This window comes from Streptomyces flavofungini, assembly GCF_030388665.1.
Classification (GTDB): Bacteria; Actinomycetota; Actinomycetes; order Streptomycetales; family Streptomycetaceae; genus Streptomyces; species Streptomyces flavofungini_A.
Genome location: NZ_CP128846.1, coordinates 5,633,325 through 5,647,623, shown reverse-complemented (window position 1 = coordinate 5,647,623; position 14,299 = coordinate 5,633,325). Strand labels below are relative to the sequence as shown.

At 71.3% G+C, this 14,299-nt stretch carries 15 protein-coding genes; 6 read left to right on the top strand and 9 right to left on the bottom strand.

The window, feature by feature from the left end:
• The first annotated feature begins 105 nt into the window (after positions 1–105).
• Entirely contained in the window at positions 106–1,914 is a 1,809-nt protein-coding gene (locus QUY26_RS23985; RefSeq protein ID WP_289950028.1) for an LCP family protein, read from the top strand.
• 129 nt (positions 1,915–2,043) lie between these two features.
• Here QUY26_RS23985 and QUY26_RS23980 read toward each other — a convergent pair whose 3' ends face one another.
• The gene (locus QUY26_RS23980; protein WP_436840391.1) at positions 2,044–3,075 is read right to left on the bottom strand and encodes a glycosyltransferase family 2 protein; all 1,032 of its coding nucleotides are present in this window, start codon (positions 3,073–3,075) and stop codon (positions 2,044–2,046) included.
• Between the two features lie 241 nt (positions 3,076–3,316).
• Between QUY26_RS23980 and QUY26_RS23975 the strand changes: the two genes are divergently transcribed.
• A complete protein-coding gene (locus QUY26_RS23975; RefSeq protein WP_289950025.1) occupies positions 3,317–4,804 on the top strand; it encodes an LCP family protein in 1,488 nt (495 codons plus the stop codon).
• Between the two features lie 12 nt (positions 4,805–4,816).
• Here QUY26_RS23975 and QUY26_RS23970 read toward each other — a convergent pair whose 3' ends face one another.
• Positions 4,817–5,263 (bottom strand): nuclear transport factor 2 family protein, encoded by a 447-nt coding sequence (locus tag QUY26_RS23970; protein WP_289950022.1) that lies wholly within the window; start codon positions 5,261–5,263, stop codon positions 4,817–4,819.
• A 77-nt stretch (positions 5,264–5,340) separates the two neighbouring features.
• Entirely contained in the window at positions 5,341–5,883 is a 543-nt protein-coding gene (locus tag QUY26_RS23965; RefSeq protein ID WP_289950020.1) for an acyl-CoA thioesterase, read from the bottom strand.
• Between the two features lie 171 nt (positions 5,884–6,054).
• Here QUY26_RS23965 and QUY26_RS23960 point away from each other — a divergent pair, with 171 nt between their 5' ends.
• Together QUY26_RS23960 and QUY26_RS23955 are read left to right on the top strand one after the other, a co-directional pair.
• The gene (locus tag QUY26_RS23960; protein ID WP_289950017.1) at positions 6,055–7,437 is read left to right on the top strand and encodes an LCP family protein; all 1,383 of its coding nucleotides are present in this window, start codon (positions 6,055–6,057) and stop codon (positions 7,435–7,437) included.
• 270 nt (positions 7,438–7,707) lie between these two features.
• On the top strand, positions 7,708–8,871 hold the full coding sequence (locus tag QUY26_RS23955) for a dipeptidase (protein ID WP_289950016.1): 1,164 nt from the start codon (positions 7,708–7,710) through the stop codon (positions 8,869–8,871).
• A gap of 106 nt (positions 8,872–8,977) precedes the next feature.
• Here the strand turns inward: QUY26_RS23955 and QUY26_RS23950 are convergent, their stop codons facing one another.
• Positions 8,978–9,388: a VOC family protein gene (locus QUY26_RS23950; protein WP_289950014.1), complete on the bottom strand. Its 411-nt coding sequence runs from the start codon at positions 9,386–9,388 to the stop codon at positions 8,978–8,980.
• 100 nt (positions 9,389–9,488) lie between these two features.
• Between QUY26_RS23950 and QUY26_RS23945 the strand changes: the two genes are divergently transcribed.
• A complete protein-coding gene (locus tag QUY26_RS23945; protein ID WP_289950012.1) occupies positions 9,489–10,025 on the top strand; it encodes a CGNR zinc finger domain-containing protein in 537 nt (178 codons plus the stop codon).
• Between the two features lie 30 nt (positions 10,026–10,055).
• Here QUY26_RS23945 and QUY26_RS23940 read toward each other — a convergent pair whose 3' ends face one another.
• Positions 10,056–11,399 carry a UDP-glucose dehydrogenase family protein gene (locus tag QUY26_RS23940; RefSeq protein ID WP_289950011.1) on the bottom strand — a complete coding sequence of 448 codons (1,344 nt, stop codon included), beginning with the start codon at positions 11,397–11,399 and terminating at the stop codon, positions 10,056–10,058.
• 189 nt (positions 11,400–11,588) lie between these two features.
• On the opposite strand from QUY26_RS23940, the gene QUY26_RS23935 reads away from it, so the two are divergent.
• Positions 11,589–12,746 carry an acyl-CoA dehydrogenase family protein gene (locus tag QUY26_RS23935; RefSeq protein WP_289950010.1) on the top strand — a complete coding sequence of 386 codons (1,158 nt, stop codon included), beginning with the start codon at positions 11,589–11,591 and terminating at the stop codon, positions 12,744–12,746.
• A gap of 138 nt (positions 12,747–12,884) precedes the next feature.
• Here the strand turns inward: QUY26_RS23935 and QUY26_RS41200 are convergent, their stop codons facing one another.
• The 4 genes from QUY26_RS41200 to QUY26_RS23920 all read right to left on the bottom strand — a co-directional run bounded on the left by QUY26_RS41200 (position 12,885) and on the right by QUY26_RS23920 (position 14,270).
• The gene (locus QUY26_RS41200) at positions 12,885–13,232 is read right to left on the bottom strand and encodes a DUF7848 domain-containing protein (RefSeq protein WP_436840390.1); all 348 of its coding nucleotides are present in this window, start codon (positions 13,230–13,232) and stop codon (positions 12,885–12,887) included.
• Positions 13,229–13,726 (bottom strand): hypothetical protein, encoded by a 498-nt coding sequence (locus QUY26_RS23930; RefSeq protein ID WP_289950007.1) that lies wholly within the window; start codon positions 13,724–13,726, stop codon positions 13,229–13,231. Before QUY26_RS23930 ends, QUY26_RS41200 begins: the two co-directional genes overlap by 4 nt.
• A 98-nt stretch (positions 13,727–13,824) precedes the next feature.
• Positions 13,825–14,055 (bottom strand): DUF397 domain-containing protein, encoded by a 231-nt coding sequence (locus tag QUY26_RS23925; protein ID WP_289950005.1) that lies wholly within the window; start codon positions 14,053–14,055, stop codon positions 13,825–13,827.
• 38 nt (positions 14,056–14,093) lie between these two features.
• Positions 14,094–14,270 carry a hypothetical protein gene (locus QUY26_RS23920; RefSeq protein WP_289950003.1) on the bottom strand — a complete coding sequence of 59 codons (177 nt, stop codon included), beginning with the start codon at positions 14,268–14,270 and terminating at the stop codon, positions 14,094–14,096.
• Between the last annotated feature and the right edge of the window lie 29 nt (positions 14,271–14,299).

The following is a 14,299-nucleotide window of genomic DNA, read 5'->3' as shown; positions in this document are numbered from 1 at the left end:
CACCTGGCGGCGGGCCGGCGACCGCCGCCGGGTGTGGCGGCGGCACCGCGCCGCAAGTCGCCGTGGGGCGGCCGCACTTGTGAAACAGGGCGGGGAGGGACAGGGATGGGGCAGCACAGTGTCCGCAGGGAGGGAGCGTCCGGCGGGACGGGGACGCGGAACACATCGCCCGGCACGGACTCGGGCACGGCGAAGGAATCCGGCCTACGCGACACCACCGCGGAGGCGGGTTCCCGTGCGGCGGGGGCCGAGGCAGCACGGACCGGCCGCGGCACGGCCGCTGCGGGCGCGGGCACCAAAAGCGCCGGGGGCAAAAGCGCCGGGGGCACAAGCGGACGCGCCAAAGGCGGACGCACCAAAGGCGGTACGTCGGGCCCGCCCGGCAAGGGCACGCGGGGCGGTGGCGACGGGGACGGCGGCAAGCCGAGACGCCGGCGCAAGCGCCGCGTCCTGCGCTGGTCGGCGATCGTCCTTTCGGTCCTGATACTCGGCACGGCCGGCGCCGGTTACCTCTACTACCAGCACCTGAACAGCAACCTGGAGACGGACGACCTGAATCTGGGCGACCACAGGGCCCCCGAGCCCACGCCCAACTCCGCGGGTCAGACGCCCCTGAACATCCTCCTGATCGGCTCCGACGCCCGGGACTCCAAGGAGAACCAGAAGCTCGGCGGTGCCAAGGAGACCTTCGGCGGCCCGCCCCTCGCCGATGTGCAGATGCTCCTGCACCTGTCGGCGGACCGCAGCAACATGTCCGTCATCAGCATGCCGCGCGACACCCTCCTGACCATCCCCAAGTGCACCGACCCGGACGACGGCAAGGTGTACCCGGAGAGCGGCCCGCGCACGATGACGAACGAGTCGCTGGGTCGCGGCGGCCCCGGCTGCACGGTCGCCACCTGGGAGAAGCTGACCAACATCCACATCAACCACTTCATGATGGTCGACTTCGCGGGTGTGGTGTCGATGGCCGACGCGATCGGCGGTGTACCCGTCTGCGTGGACAAGAACATCCACTCGCGCACCAGCGACGGCAAGGGCTCGGGCCTGAAGCTGGAGAAGGGCACCACGAACATCAAGGGCGAGCAGGCCCTGCAGTGGCTGCGCACCCGCTACGGCTTCGAGGGCGGCACCGACATATCCCGCGCCAAGGCCCAGCACATGTACATGAACTCGCTGGTCCGCACGCTCCGCGAGAACACCGGGCTGACCAGCCCCAACCGGCTGCGCAAGCTCGCCGAGAACGCGACGAGGGCGTTGAAGGTCGACCCGGGCATCGGCTCCCCCCTGAAGCTCATCGGCCTCGGCAACGAGCTGAAGAAGGTCTCGCCGGAGCGCACGACGATGACGACCATGCCGTTCGAGTACGCCGGCTCCCGGGTGGTCCCGAAGCCCGGCGACGCCGAGCAGCTCTTCCGGCTGGTACGGGACGACATCGCCCTCGACGGCAAGGGCAAGCGCAAGCCGGCCAAGGAGAAGCTGTCGGACGACCCGGCGGCGCCGGACGGGGAGATCGCGCTGCAGGTCCAGAACGGCACGCGCACGGCCACGGAGCTCGCCGTGCGCGGCCGGGCGAGCGCCGTCGCGCAGGAGCTGGCCGGTCTCGGCTTCGCGAAGGCGGCGCCGGACACGTCGGCGTCGGTGAGCGAGGACAGGACGGTCATCCGGTATCCGAGCGTGGACCTGGAGGGCGATGCCCAGCGGGTCGCCAAGTCCCTCGGCATGCCGCTGAGTTCGGTGAAGAAGTCGACGGACGTCTCCGGCGTCACGCTGGTCGTCGGCGCCGACTGGCGCGAGGGCGACAAGCCGAAGAAGGCCGCGAAGCAGGACGACTCGACCCCGGAGTCGGCGGACGCCCTGAGCGGCTCCGACAAGAAGGCCTGCATGAAGGTGGACCCGAACTTCACCTGGTAGCCGAAGAGCCCCCCGGCTCCCCCGGAACGGGGGGCCAGGGGGCTCCGTCGGGCCTCCTGGGCCTGGGGCGGGGCTGCTGGGGCCGGGGCGCTCCGGCCTCCTGGGCCTCGGGGCTGCCCACGCCGGGGCTCAGGCCTCCTGGGTCTCCCCGAGGACCGCCGGGCGGCGCGAGGCGATGACCCGCTTGGCGAGCGAGCGCGGGCTGGTGAGGAAGCCCCAGCCCCACGACATGTGCATGGTCGCGAGCGCCACGGGGATCTGCAGCCGCGCCTTCAGGGGCAGTCCCTTGCCCGCCGGGACGGAGCCCGCGACGATGGCGGCGAGATAGCCGCCGGGCACGACGAATCCCCAGGGCGTGAGGGCCGCGCCCACGACGAGGCCCGCCGCGATGGCGCAGACGGCGACCGGCGGCGCCAGGTAGCGCAGGTTGATGGAGCCCTGGTGGTAGCGGGCGACGACGTGCCGCCAGCGGCCGTAGTCCTTGTACTGCTTGGCGAGGGCCTTCACGCTCGGGCGCGGGCGGTAGGAGACCTTCAGCTCCGGCGAGAACCAGATGAGCCCCCCGGCCTCCCTGATCCGGAAGTTCAGCTCCCAGTCCTGGGCCCGGATGAACTCGACGTTGTAGCCGCCCTGTTGCTCCAGGGCCTCGCGCCGGAAGACGCCCAGGTAGACCGTCTCGGCCTGCTGGGCTTCACCGCCGGTGTGGAAGGCGGCGTTGCCCACGCCGATCTTCGAGGTCATGGCGGCGGCCACGGCCTGCTCCCAGGCGTTGGTGCCCTGGGCGTGCATGATGCCGCCGACGTTCATCGCGCCGGTCTCCTCCAGGAGGCGCACGGCGGTCGTGATGTAGCCCGGCGAGAGCGCGGCGTGGCCGTCGACACGTACCACGATCGGGTGGCGCGAGGCCTTGATCGCGGCGTTCAGGGCGGCGGGCGTACGTCCCGTGGGGTTCGGGACGGTGTGCACCCGCGGGTCCTCCTTGACCAGCTCCGCGGCGATCTCGTCGGTGCGGTCGGTGGAGGGGCCGAGCGCGACCACGACCTCCATCTCGCCCGCGTACTCCTGCTGGAGGATCGCGTGCACGGCTTCACGCAGGTGCCGCTCCTCGTTGAGGACCGGCATGATCACAGAGACAGCGGGGGGATGCACGTCGGACTTCAACTGCGCGGGTTCCTTTTCGTCGCTCGGCCGGGGGTCCGGGGGTCGCCCCCCGGGAGACACAGCATCGCTCGGCCGGGAGTCCGAGGGTCGCCCCCGGGAAAGTGGAGCATCGGGCGTCACGTTACCGCGAACGGGGGACACCGGCGCGCGCCGTCCGGGTCGCTACCCCGGTCCGCAGATCGTATGGGCCTACGGTTCTGGCGTCCCCCGCCCAGGACCACGACCGCGGAGGTGCCCCGCAGTGCCCACACCGCCCCGCTCCCCCGCCACCCCACCGCACCGCCCGCGGCCACCGCGACCGGTCCCGAAGGGGGGCCCACGGGCGGGCCGGCGGGTGCGTCGGCCCCGTTGGGCCATGCGGGTCGCGACCACCCTGTCCGTCGGGGTACTGGCGGCCGCCGGGATCGGGCACTCGGTCGTCTCGGGCCTGGAGACCGGCATCAGCCGCGTCGACGCCTTCAAGGACATGAAGAACAGGCCCGAGGCGGGCAACGGCATGAACGTGCTGCTCGTGGGCACCGACGGCCGCGACAAGATCACGAGTGAGGAGCGCAGGAAGTACCGCCTCGGCGGCGCGCCCTGCCACTGCACGGACACGGTCATGATCGTGCACATCTCGGAGGACCGGGACCGGGCGAGCGTGGTCAGCCTGCCCCGGGACTCGTACGCCGAGATGCCCGAGCACGTCGACCAGAACTCCCGCAAGCACCACCGGGCGCACCCCGTGAAGCTGAACGCCGCCTACGCGGAGGGCGGCCCGAACCTGACCGTGCGCACGGTCGAGCACATGACGAAGGTGAAGATCGACCACTACCTGGAGGTCGACTTCACCAGCTTCATGAAGACCGTGGACGTCCTCGGCGGCGTCGAGATCTGCACCACCCGCCCCCTGAAGGACTCCCACACCGGCCTGGACCTGCCCGTCGGCACGCACGAGCTGAACGGCGGCGAGGCCCTGCAGTACGTCCGTTCCCGGTACGTCGACGGGGCGTCCGACCTCGGCCGGATGCAGCGCCAGCAGCGCTTCCTCGCGGCGCTCATCGCGAAGGCGACCAGCAGCGGCGTGCTGCTCAACCCGGTGAAGTTCAACGACGTCACCAAGACGCTCCTGGAGTCGGTGCGGGCCGACAAGGGCTTCGGGACGACCGAGATGCTCACGCTCGGCCGGGCGATGCGGAACTTCTCGCCGTCGTCGTCGGAGTTCACGACGGTGCCGATCGGCAGGATGGGCTTCAAGGTGCCGGGCATCGGCTCGACCCTGAAGTGGGACCCGGTGAAGGCCGGGAAGCTGTTCAAGGCGCTGCGCGAGGACAAGCCGCTCGCCCCGCACCAGGCCAAGCGGAAGGCCGCGCTCGTGCCGGTGTCGCCGCAGCAGATCCGGGTGCAGGTGGACAACGGCACGAGCACCCCTGGCCTCGGCAAGCGGGTCGACGCGGCGCTGCGGACCACCGGGTTCCGCACCACCCGGGCGCCGGGGAGCGCGCTGCCGCCGCCCGGCGCGGAGCCCGTGACGCGCACCGTGGTCGCCTATGACCCGCGCTGGGACCGCTCGGCGAAGTCCCTGGCCGCGGCGCTGCCCGGCTGCGAGTTGCGGGTGGCGAGGGGGCAGGGCCCGATGCTGAAGGTCATCGCGGGCAGCGACTTCAAGGACGTGCGTCCGGTGCGGGCGGAGGACGCGTACCAGGGCGAGTACGGGGCGCTGACCGGGGACCAGGTGGTGTGTCCGTGACCGGGACGGACCCTAGGGTCCCTCCGGCGGGTCGTCCTCCCGTACGGCATCGGTGCGTTCGTAGCAGTCGTAGTTGTGCTGCTCGACGATCCTGCCGTCGCGGAACGTCAGGAACGTCGCGATGTGGGCGCGCAGCACCTGCCCGGCGGGCAGATCGCCCAGCGGCACGGCAAGGACTCCGGTCCAGGTCACTTCGAGCGCGACCTGGTCCCCCGCCGCGACGGCGTTGAGCACGTCGAAGGACTGCCGGCTGAGCAGGTTGGCGCCCTGCTCGCCCGCCTTCAGGACGGCGGTCAGGTCGCGCACGGCGCCGTCCGGCAGGAAGGCGTTGGGGTACTCGCGGTGCACGGCCTCGTCGTGGAAGAAGCCGGCGAGCTCCTCGCCGAGTGCGCCGCGGGCGACGGCCTGGTGATAGCGAATCGCCGTGTCGATGTTCGGGTGCCGCTGCACGTCCGCCATGCCTCAAGCGTAGGACGGGGCTCCTGGGGCCACCAGACCCGCTGAGGCCCGCCGCGCCCCGCCGCGCCCCGCCGCGCTCAGCTCGCGTCGGGCTCCTGGGCGCGCAGCTCCTTGATGGCGCGGCGGCGCGCCAGTCGGTGCGTACGGCGAATTTGAGCCTCCTTGAATCGGCGCTCGTTGCGCTCGGAGTCCGGCAGGACCGGGGGCACCGTGCGCGGCTTGCCGTCGGCGTCGACGGCCGCGAAGACGAGGTAGGCGGAGCCGACCTGCTGCGCGGGGGTGGACTCGTTCCAGCGCTCGGCCATCACGCGGACGCCGATCTCCATGGACGTGCGCCCCGTCCAGTTCACCTGCGCGTGCACATGCACCAGATCGCCGACGCGGACCGGCGACAGGAACGCCATCTCGTCCATGGAGGCGGTGACCGCGGGTCCGCCGGAGTGGCGCCCGGCGACGGCGCCCGCCGCGTCGTCCACCAGTTTCATGATCACGCCGCCGTGCACCGTCCCGAGGAGGTTCGTGTCACCCGCGGTCATGATGTGGCTCAGCGTGGTGCGCGAGGCCGAGGTCGGCTTGCCGGAAAGGTCGTCTCCGGCCCCTATCGGGGCGTGATCAGTCATGGAACAAGCGTAAACGCCCGGTACGCGCCATCCACCGGCCGAAAACGATCGCGCACCCCCGCAGCGGCCGCGCAGTGGCATGCGGCACATTGCATCAGCTCTGCAACAGCCCTGACCCGAAACAACGCCCTCCCTGTGAGGCGTGGGGTGCGGCACTGCACACTAAGCCACATGAGCGATTGGCCAGACGCGCGGAACAGCAACGGTGACCGCCACGGGTACGGCAGCGACGGCGCACAGCCCGAGGGCGCCCGTGTGATGCGCCACGTCCAGCGCGGCGGCCCCTCGGCTCCCGGCCAGCCCGGCTCGGTCCCGCGCCAGCCTCGCCAGGCGCGCCAGCCATCGTATGACGACAACGTCTACGACGACCTGTACCGCGACCAGCGCGGCCAGGACCCGCACGCCCGTCCCGGCGGACCGGGCGACCACGGCCACGGCCACGGCCAGGACGGCTACGACAGCGGCTACAACACCGGCCAGGTGTACGGCTCGCCGCAGCGCCGCCCCGGCGGCCCGCAGGGTCCCGGCGGCCCCGGCGGCCCGCCCGCCCCGCCGCGCGCGCCCAAGCCGCCGGTCAACTGGAAGAAGCGCATCACCTGGGGCCTGGTGACGTTCCTCGCGCTGCTGATCGTGGTCTCCGTGAGCACGTACTTCTGGGCGGACTCCAAGCTCAAGCGCGAGGTCGACCTGTCGAAGGTCATCGAGCGGCCCGAAGGCGGCAAGGGCACGAACTACCTGATCGTGGGCTCGGACAGCCGCGCCGGGATGTCCGACGAGGAGAAGAAGAAGCTCCACACCGGCTCCGCCGAGGGCAAGCGCACCGACTCGATGATGATCCTGCACGTCGCGGACGACGGCGGGAACACGATGATCTCGCTGCCGCGCGACTCGAACGTCACGATCCCCTCCTTCAAGGGCGCCGAGTCCGGCAAGCTCTACCCGGGCACGGGCCGCCAGACCAAGCTCAACGCCGCGTACGCCGAGGACGGCCCCGAGCTGCTCGTGCGCACCGTCGAGGCCAACACCGGCCTGCGCATCGACCACTACGCGGAGATCGGCTTCGGCGGCTTCGCCAAGATCGTGGACGCGGTCGGCGGCGTGGAGATGAACATCCCCAAGGGCTTCAAGGACAAGAAGTCCGGCGCCGACTTCGAGGCGGGCAAGCAGACCCTGAACGGCGAGGAGGCCCTGGCCTTCGTCCGCACCCGCTACGCCCTGCCGGGCAGCGACCTGGACCGCACCAAGAACCAGCAGAAGTTCCTCGCCGCCCTCGCCAACCAGGCGGCGACGCCCGGCACGGTCATGAACCCGTTCAAGCTGTACCCGACGATGGGCGCGGGCCTGGACACCCTGATCGTCGACAAGGACATGGACCTGATGGACGTGGCCTCCATGTTCTGGGCCATGAAGGGCGTCACCGGCGGCGACGGCAAGTCGATGAACATGCCGATCTCGGGGTTCGCGGGCGGCAACGTCGTCTGGGACAAGGCCAAGGTCAAGCAGTTGGTGTCGCAGCTCAACAACGACGAGAAGGTGACGGTGTCCGGCAACTAGCCGACCCGCCCGGCCCACCGCTGAGGACGGCCCCGGCACCGCGTGACGACGCGGCACCGGGGCCGTCGGCGTGTCCGGGTCATCAGAGTTCCGGGTCCGCGACTCCGGGAGTCCAGGACAGCAGGTGTCCTGGACTCCCGGAGCGCGGACTTCTCGGGGTACGGGCACGGCTGTACCCCGAACGCCTCGTCCGCCGCGAAGCCGCGCGGGCCCCGTGTCACGGTGGACCGACCACCACCCACAAGCGCCACCACCGAGCGGAGCCCTGCCATGGCGGACCTCCAGGACGAACTCGACTCCCCCGCCGAGGCCGGGGCGGACGACGAGCGCGCCGCGCCCACCCCCGACGTGCGCCCCGTGCCCGCCCCCACCGACGACGGCCGCACGCCCGAGACCCCGCCGGAGCCCCTGGAGCCGCAGCTGCGGGACGCCCTGGAGCGGGCCGAGGCCCTGCTCGCCGCGCACCCCGTCGCCGACGGCTACAGCGGCCTGCCCGGGGTGCTGCGCGAATATCCCTGGTACGACCTGGAGTTGGGCGACGGCGGGCTCCAGACCGACCTGCCGAGGCTGCGGGCGGGCCGGGTCGGCATGCAGTTCTGGTCGCTCCAGATGCCGGACGCGGAGCCCGAGGGCGACCGCGCGGTCAGCTCGGCCCTCGAACAGCTCGACCTGGTCAAGCACGTGGTCGCCCGGTACGCGGGCGGGCTGCGGGTGGCCCGCGACGCCTCCGAGACCACCGACGCCCACAACTGCGGCCGCATCGCCACCCTGATCGGCCCGGCGAGCGCCCGCGCCATCGGCGACTCGCTCGGCGCCCTGCGCTCGCTGCACATGCTGGGCCTCAGCTCCCTCACCCTCGCCGGGACCTCCTGGGCGGGCGCGGACGGGCTGAGCGCGTTCGGCGAGGAGGTGGTGCGGGAGATGAACCGGCTCGGCGTCCTCGCGGACCTCTCCGGGGCGTCCGAGGCGACCGCGCGCCGGGTCCTCGCCGTCTCCAAGGCGCCGTCGCTGTGGACCCGCTCCGGGGCCCGGGCGCTGCGCGAGCACCCCGCGAACCTCAGCGACGAGCTGCTCGCCGCGGTGGGCGCGGCGAAGGGCCTGTGCCTGGTGCCGCTCACGGCCGACCGGACGGGACCGACGCTCGGGGACGTGGCCGACCACCTGGAGCACGTGCGCCGGGTGGCGGGGACCGAGTGCGTCGGGATCTCCGGGATGTACGACACCAGGTCCGGGCATTCCGGGGAGCTGGCCGACGCCTCGCGCTACCCGCGACTGGTCGCCGAGCTGTTCCTGCGGGGCTGGGCCGAGGCCGATGTCATGGCGCTCACCTGGGGCAACGCCCAGCGTGTGCTGCGCGGCGCGGACTTCACGGCGCGGGCGGCGCGGGAGCGGCGGGGGGCGTCGACGGCGACGATCGGGCGGCTCGACGGCTGAGAGCGGGCGCGCGGGCTGAGAGCGGGCGCGCGGGCCGAGGGCGGCTTCCGTCGGGCGGGCGACCGGGAGTCGCCCGCCCTGCTCCCGTCGGCCCGGTCGGACTCGGTCAGACCCGGTCCGACTCGGGGACCAGGCAGAAGCAGAACGGGTGCCCCGCCGGGTCCGCGTACACGCGCCAGTCCCGCTTGCCGCCGCCGTCGTCCAGGTCGAGCGGGCGGGCCCCGAGGGCGAAGGCGCGTTCCTGGGCCGCGTCGATCTCGGCCCAGGTCGAGCCCCCGTCGAAGTCCAGGTGGAACTGCTGGCCGTTGGTGTCGGAGCGGGGCCAGGCGGGCGGGGTGTGGCCCTCGGAGCGCTGGAAGGCGATGCGTACGCGGCCGGGGGCGAGCAGTTCGGCCCACTCGCCGTCGCCGTCCTCGTGGATCGTGCCGCCGATGAGCCCGGCGTAGAACTCGGCGAGGGCGTGCGGGTCGGGACAGTCGAGGACGACAGCGCGAAGGCGGACGACAGGGGTGGTCATGAGCTCTCCTCGGTCGGGAATCTCCGTTACCGGCAAATCACGTTCTCTGGTAACCACTCTGGTTACCCCATAGTGGCCCCATACGGGTAACGTCGCAACCATGAACGACAGAGCGCCCGCACCAGGGGGCCTCGCGCTGATCCAGGACCTGGTGAACACGCTGGACATCGAGGCGGGCACCGACGAGCTCGACACCGAGGCGGGGCGGGCCCGGTTCGGCCTCGCCGCGGCGGACGTGGACGGCGCGCGGGAACTGCGCGAGTCCCTGCGGGCCGTCTGCCTCGCCCACGCCGGGCACCCGCCGCACCAGGAGGTACGCCCCCTCGGCGAACTCCTCGCCGCGGCACCCCTGTTGGTGCGCGTGGACGGCTCCGACGGCGCCGCGTCGCTCGCCCCCGCCGACCCCGGGCCGCTGGTGTCCCGGGTGGCCGCGGCCGTCGCGGAGGCCGTCGTGGCGGGCACCTGGTCCCGCCTCAAGGGGTGCGAGGCGACGAGCTGCCGGTGGGCGTACTACGACCGCAGCCCCGGGGGCCGGGGCCGCTGGTGCGACATGGGGGTGTGCGGGGCGCGGGCGAAGATGCGCGCGTACCGGGCGCGCCGGGCGCCGGGCGGCTCCGGGACCGCCGACAAGGCCTGAGGCCTGCGCGCACCGGCCCGCCGGACAGCCCTAGGCGGCCGGCCGGCCCATCGCCCGGTACGTCCACCCCGCCGCGCGCCACCGCTCCGGGTCGAGCGCGTTGCGGCCGTCCAGGAGGACCCGGCGGCCGGCCACCGCGCCCAGGGCCTCCGGGTCGAGGTCGCGGAACTCCTGCCACTCGGTGAGGTGCAGGACGACGTCGGCGCCGCGCACGGCGTCCTCGGCGGTGTCGGCGTACCCGAGGGTCGGGAAGAGGCGGCGGGCGTTGGCCATGCCCTTGGGGTCGTACACGGTGACCTGGCCGCCCTGGAGGTGGATCTGGCCGGCCACGTTCAGGGCGGGCGAGTCGCGCACGTCGTCCGAGTCGGGCTTGAAGGCGGCGCCGAGGACGGCGACCCGCTTGCCGAGGAAGGACCCGCCGCCGACGGCCTCGCGGGCCAGCTCCACCATGTGGCCGCGGCGCCGCATGTTGATCGAGTCGACCTCGCGCAGAAAGGTCAGGGCCTGGTCGGCACCCAGCTCACCGGCGCGGGCCATGAAGGCGCGGATGTCCTTGGGCAGGCAGCCGCCGCCGAAGCCGATCCCGGCGCGCAGGAACTTCCTTCCGATGCGGTCGTCGTGGCCGAGGGCCTCGGCGAGCTTCACCACGTCGCCGCCGGCGGCCTCGCAGACCTCGGCCATGGCGTTGATGAAGGAGATCTTCGTGGCCAGGAAGGAGTTCGCCGAGGTCTTGACCAGCTCGGCGGTGGGGAAGTCGGTGACGATGAAGGGGGACCCCTCGGCGACCGGCGTCGCGTACACCTCGCGCAGGATCTTCTCGGCGCGCTCGCTGCGGACGCCGACGACGATCCGGTCCGGGTGCAGCGTGTCGTTGACCGCCAAGCCCTCGCGCAGGAACTCGGGGTTCCAGGCCAGCTCGACCTCGCCGCCCGCGGGCGCCAGCTCGGCGAGCCGGGCGGCGATGCGCTCGGCGCTGCCCACCGGCACGGTGGACTTGCCGACGACCAGGGCGGGCTTGGTGAGGTGCTTGGCCAGCGAGTCCATGGCGGCGTCGACGTAGCTCATGTCGCAGGCGTACTCGCCGTGCTTCTGCGGGGTGTTCACGCACACGAAGTGCACGTCGCCGAAGTCGGCGGCCTCGGCCCAGTCCATCGTGAAGCGCAGCCGCCCGGTGGAGCCCTCGATGCCCGCGACGTGCTTGCGCAGCAGCTCGTCGAGGCCCGGCTCGTACATCGGGACCTCGCCCCGGCGCAGCGTCTCGATCTTCTCGGGCACCACGTCGAGCCCGATGACCTCGAAGCCGAGCTCGGCCATGGCCGCGGCGTGGGTGGCGCCGAGGTAGCCGGTGCCGATCACGGTGATCTTGAGGGCCATGCGGTGCTCCAGTGGATCGGGTACGACGGCTGCGCGGTGCCCGAGCATAGTCCTGGCGTAACAGGGGCTCTCACCGGGCACATCTTCCGCTGTCGTCAAGCTCACGTATCCCTGGCGTGAGCGGACCCCTAAAATTTGGGTTACTTAACGGTAATTAGCGTCCTCAGCGTGCTTGGAGCGTGAGATACCTTGGCCGGATCGGCTGATTTCGACCTGTACCGCCCGTCCGAGGAGCACGACATGCTCCGCGACGCGATCCGCTCCCTCGCGGAGGCGAAGATCGCTCCGTTCGCCGCCGCGGTGGACGAGGAGGCCCGCTTCCCGCAGGAGGCCCTCGACGCCCTGGTCTCCTCCGACCTGCACGCCGTGCACGTACCGGAGAGCTACGGCGGCGCGGGCGCCGACGCCCTCGCCACGGTCATCGTGATCGAGGAGGTGGCGCGCGTCTGCGCCTCGTCCTCCCTCATCCCGGCCGTGAACAAGCTCGGCTCGCTGCCCGTGATCCTCTCCGGCTCCGAGGAACTGAAGAAGAAGTACATGACGCCGCTGGCCAAGGGCGACGCCATGTTCTCGTACTGCCTCTCCGAGCCGGACGCCGGCTCGGACGCGGCGGGCATGAAGACCCGCGCGGTGCGCGACGGCGACTTCTACGTCCTGAACGGCGTGAAGCGCTGGATCACCAACGCGGGCGTGTCCGAGTACTACACGGTGATGGCCGTGACCGACCCCGAGAAGCGCTCCAAGGGCATCTCGGCCTTCGTCGTCGAGAAGGGCGACGAGGGCGTGTCCTTCGGCGCCCCGGAGAAGAAGCTCGGCATCAAGGGCTCCCCCACCCGCGAGGTCTACCTCGACAACGTCCGCATCCCCGCCGACCGCATGATCGGCGAGGAGGGCACCGGTTTCGCCACCGCCATGAAGACCCTGGACCACACCCGCATCACCATCGCGGCCCAGGCCCTCGGCATCGCGCAGGGCGCCCTCGACTACGCCAAGGGCTACGTCCAGGAGCGCAAGCAGTTCGGCAAGCCGATCGGCGACTTCCAGGGCGTGCAGTTCATGCTCGCGGACATGGCCATGAAGATCTCCGCGGCCCGCGCCCTGACCTACCAGGCCGCCGCGGCCTCCGAGCGCGGCGACGCCGACCTCACCTACCTCGGCGCCGCCGCCAAGTGCTTCGCCTCCGACATCGCCATGGAGGCCACCACGGACGCCGTCCAGCTCCTCGGCGGCTACGGCTACACCCGGGACTACCCGGTGGAGCGCATGATGCGCGACGCGAAGATCACGCAGATTTATGAGGGCACGAACCAGGTTCAGCGCATCGTCATGGCGAGGAACCTGCCGTAACTGGGTTTTCGCAGGTCAGCGGCCATTTTCGATGGCTCGCGAGCGGTGATTGACTTCCGGTCCGTTCGGCCCTTTTCGGTCGACCTTGGGCGTCTTGCTGGGGAAATCCTGGGCTGACGCCGGGCGGGAAACCCACTCTCACCATGCACAAAAGCAACGGCCCTCGGCGCCATGCCGGGGGCCGTTCGCCTGGGCTCTGTCAGGCGACTTCCGTCGGGCCTTGCTCCTAAGCTCGCTGATCTCCTTGGCTTCGTTGCTTCGGCTCCACTCGGCCCGTTCCACCAGGGCGACCGATGTCCACAGGCGCCGGAACCGGTTGTGCTGGGTCCGGCCGGTGTGGCTCATCCACTCCACGTCCACGATCGCACCATCCGACGAAGGCTCAGCCTCCCAGCCGCACGTCAGACACTTGGCCTCGAACGTCACCTCTGTGTCTGGATGCTGCGTGATCCGGTGCTTCGTGTACCGCAAGATTGAGCGGGTCATCGTTGCCTGCTCCCCCTCGTCAGGTGTTCGGTCGTCGGGCAGAGAAGGTCCGGCATGGCGCGATTCGGAGAGCACGTCACCAGGGCAACAGACAGGAACGAGGGCCGTTCGAGGTAGAAGCCGTGGGACACGTCCCCGCCCCAACCGAGGCGTTCGGCAGCGGAGTTGACCAGTAGTGCCAGCCGCGTACTGTCGCGGTCCGACTCGGAGACGAACCGGGGCGCGTACTCGGCAAGCCGTTCCCCGAGCCATTGGGCCGCTTCCTTCGGCTCCTCCCAGGTGCCCCGGATCAGCTTCTCCGGCTTGATCAGCCAGTACGCCGTTTCGAGCGGTGGGAGGTCCACTACGGGGAACTCCGCCTTCACTTCCCTGTGCCGCTGGATCAGTTCCGGCTTGCCGTCTGCCGGGGGTGGATCAAGGTGCGGGGGCCGTCTCAGCGCCTCGTCGTCGAATCGTTGCTTGGAGCCGGTCCACAGGTAGCCGTGGTGGTGCAACTGTCGTCCCGTTCAGTGCAGGAAGAAGGGGAGAAGTGCCCAACCGGCCCCGTCTCTCGGGGGATCGAGCCGGGGCCGGAGGACACCAGGAACGGCCGTCAGGCCGAGACGGTGAAGCGGGCCGGGTCGATACCAGCCGCAGTCAGTTCGGCGGTGGTGAAGCGCAGCGGGGTCATGTCGGGGCGCTTGTCGTCACCCAGTGCCCACACGTCGGGGCCGATCTTCGCCAGCGTGGCGCAGGACTCGCCGTCCGGATGCGTGTTGCCCCCGCACGCCTTGAGGAACGTGGCTCCGTCGATGGGCAGGCTGTACAGGTCGGTTCCGGGCATGGGTGTGCCTTCCTGTGAGGTCAGTGACAGGGGCAGGCTCAGAACTGGTACTGCCCCGCCTTCGACACGAGCACAACGCCAGGGGCAAGAGCCGTCGCGGACTCCCGAAGCAACTCGTGCAGGACCGACCTGGAGTTGTCCGTCATGGCGTTGGTCAGGTTGTCGGCCAATAGGGCGGCCTCGGACGGAAGCAGGACCATTTCCGTGTCTGCCATGTGCCGACCGTTCTTCGTCAACCACACAG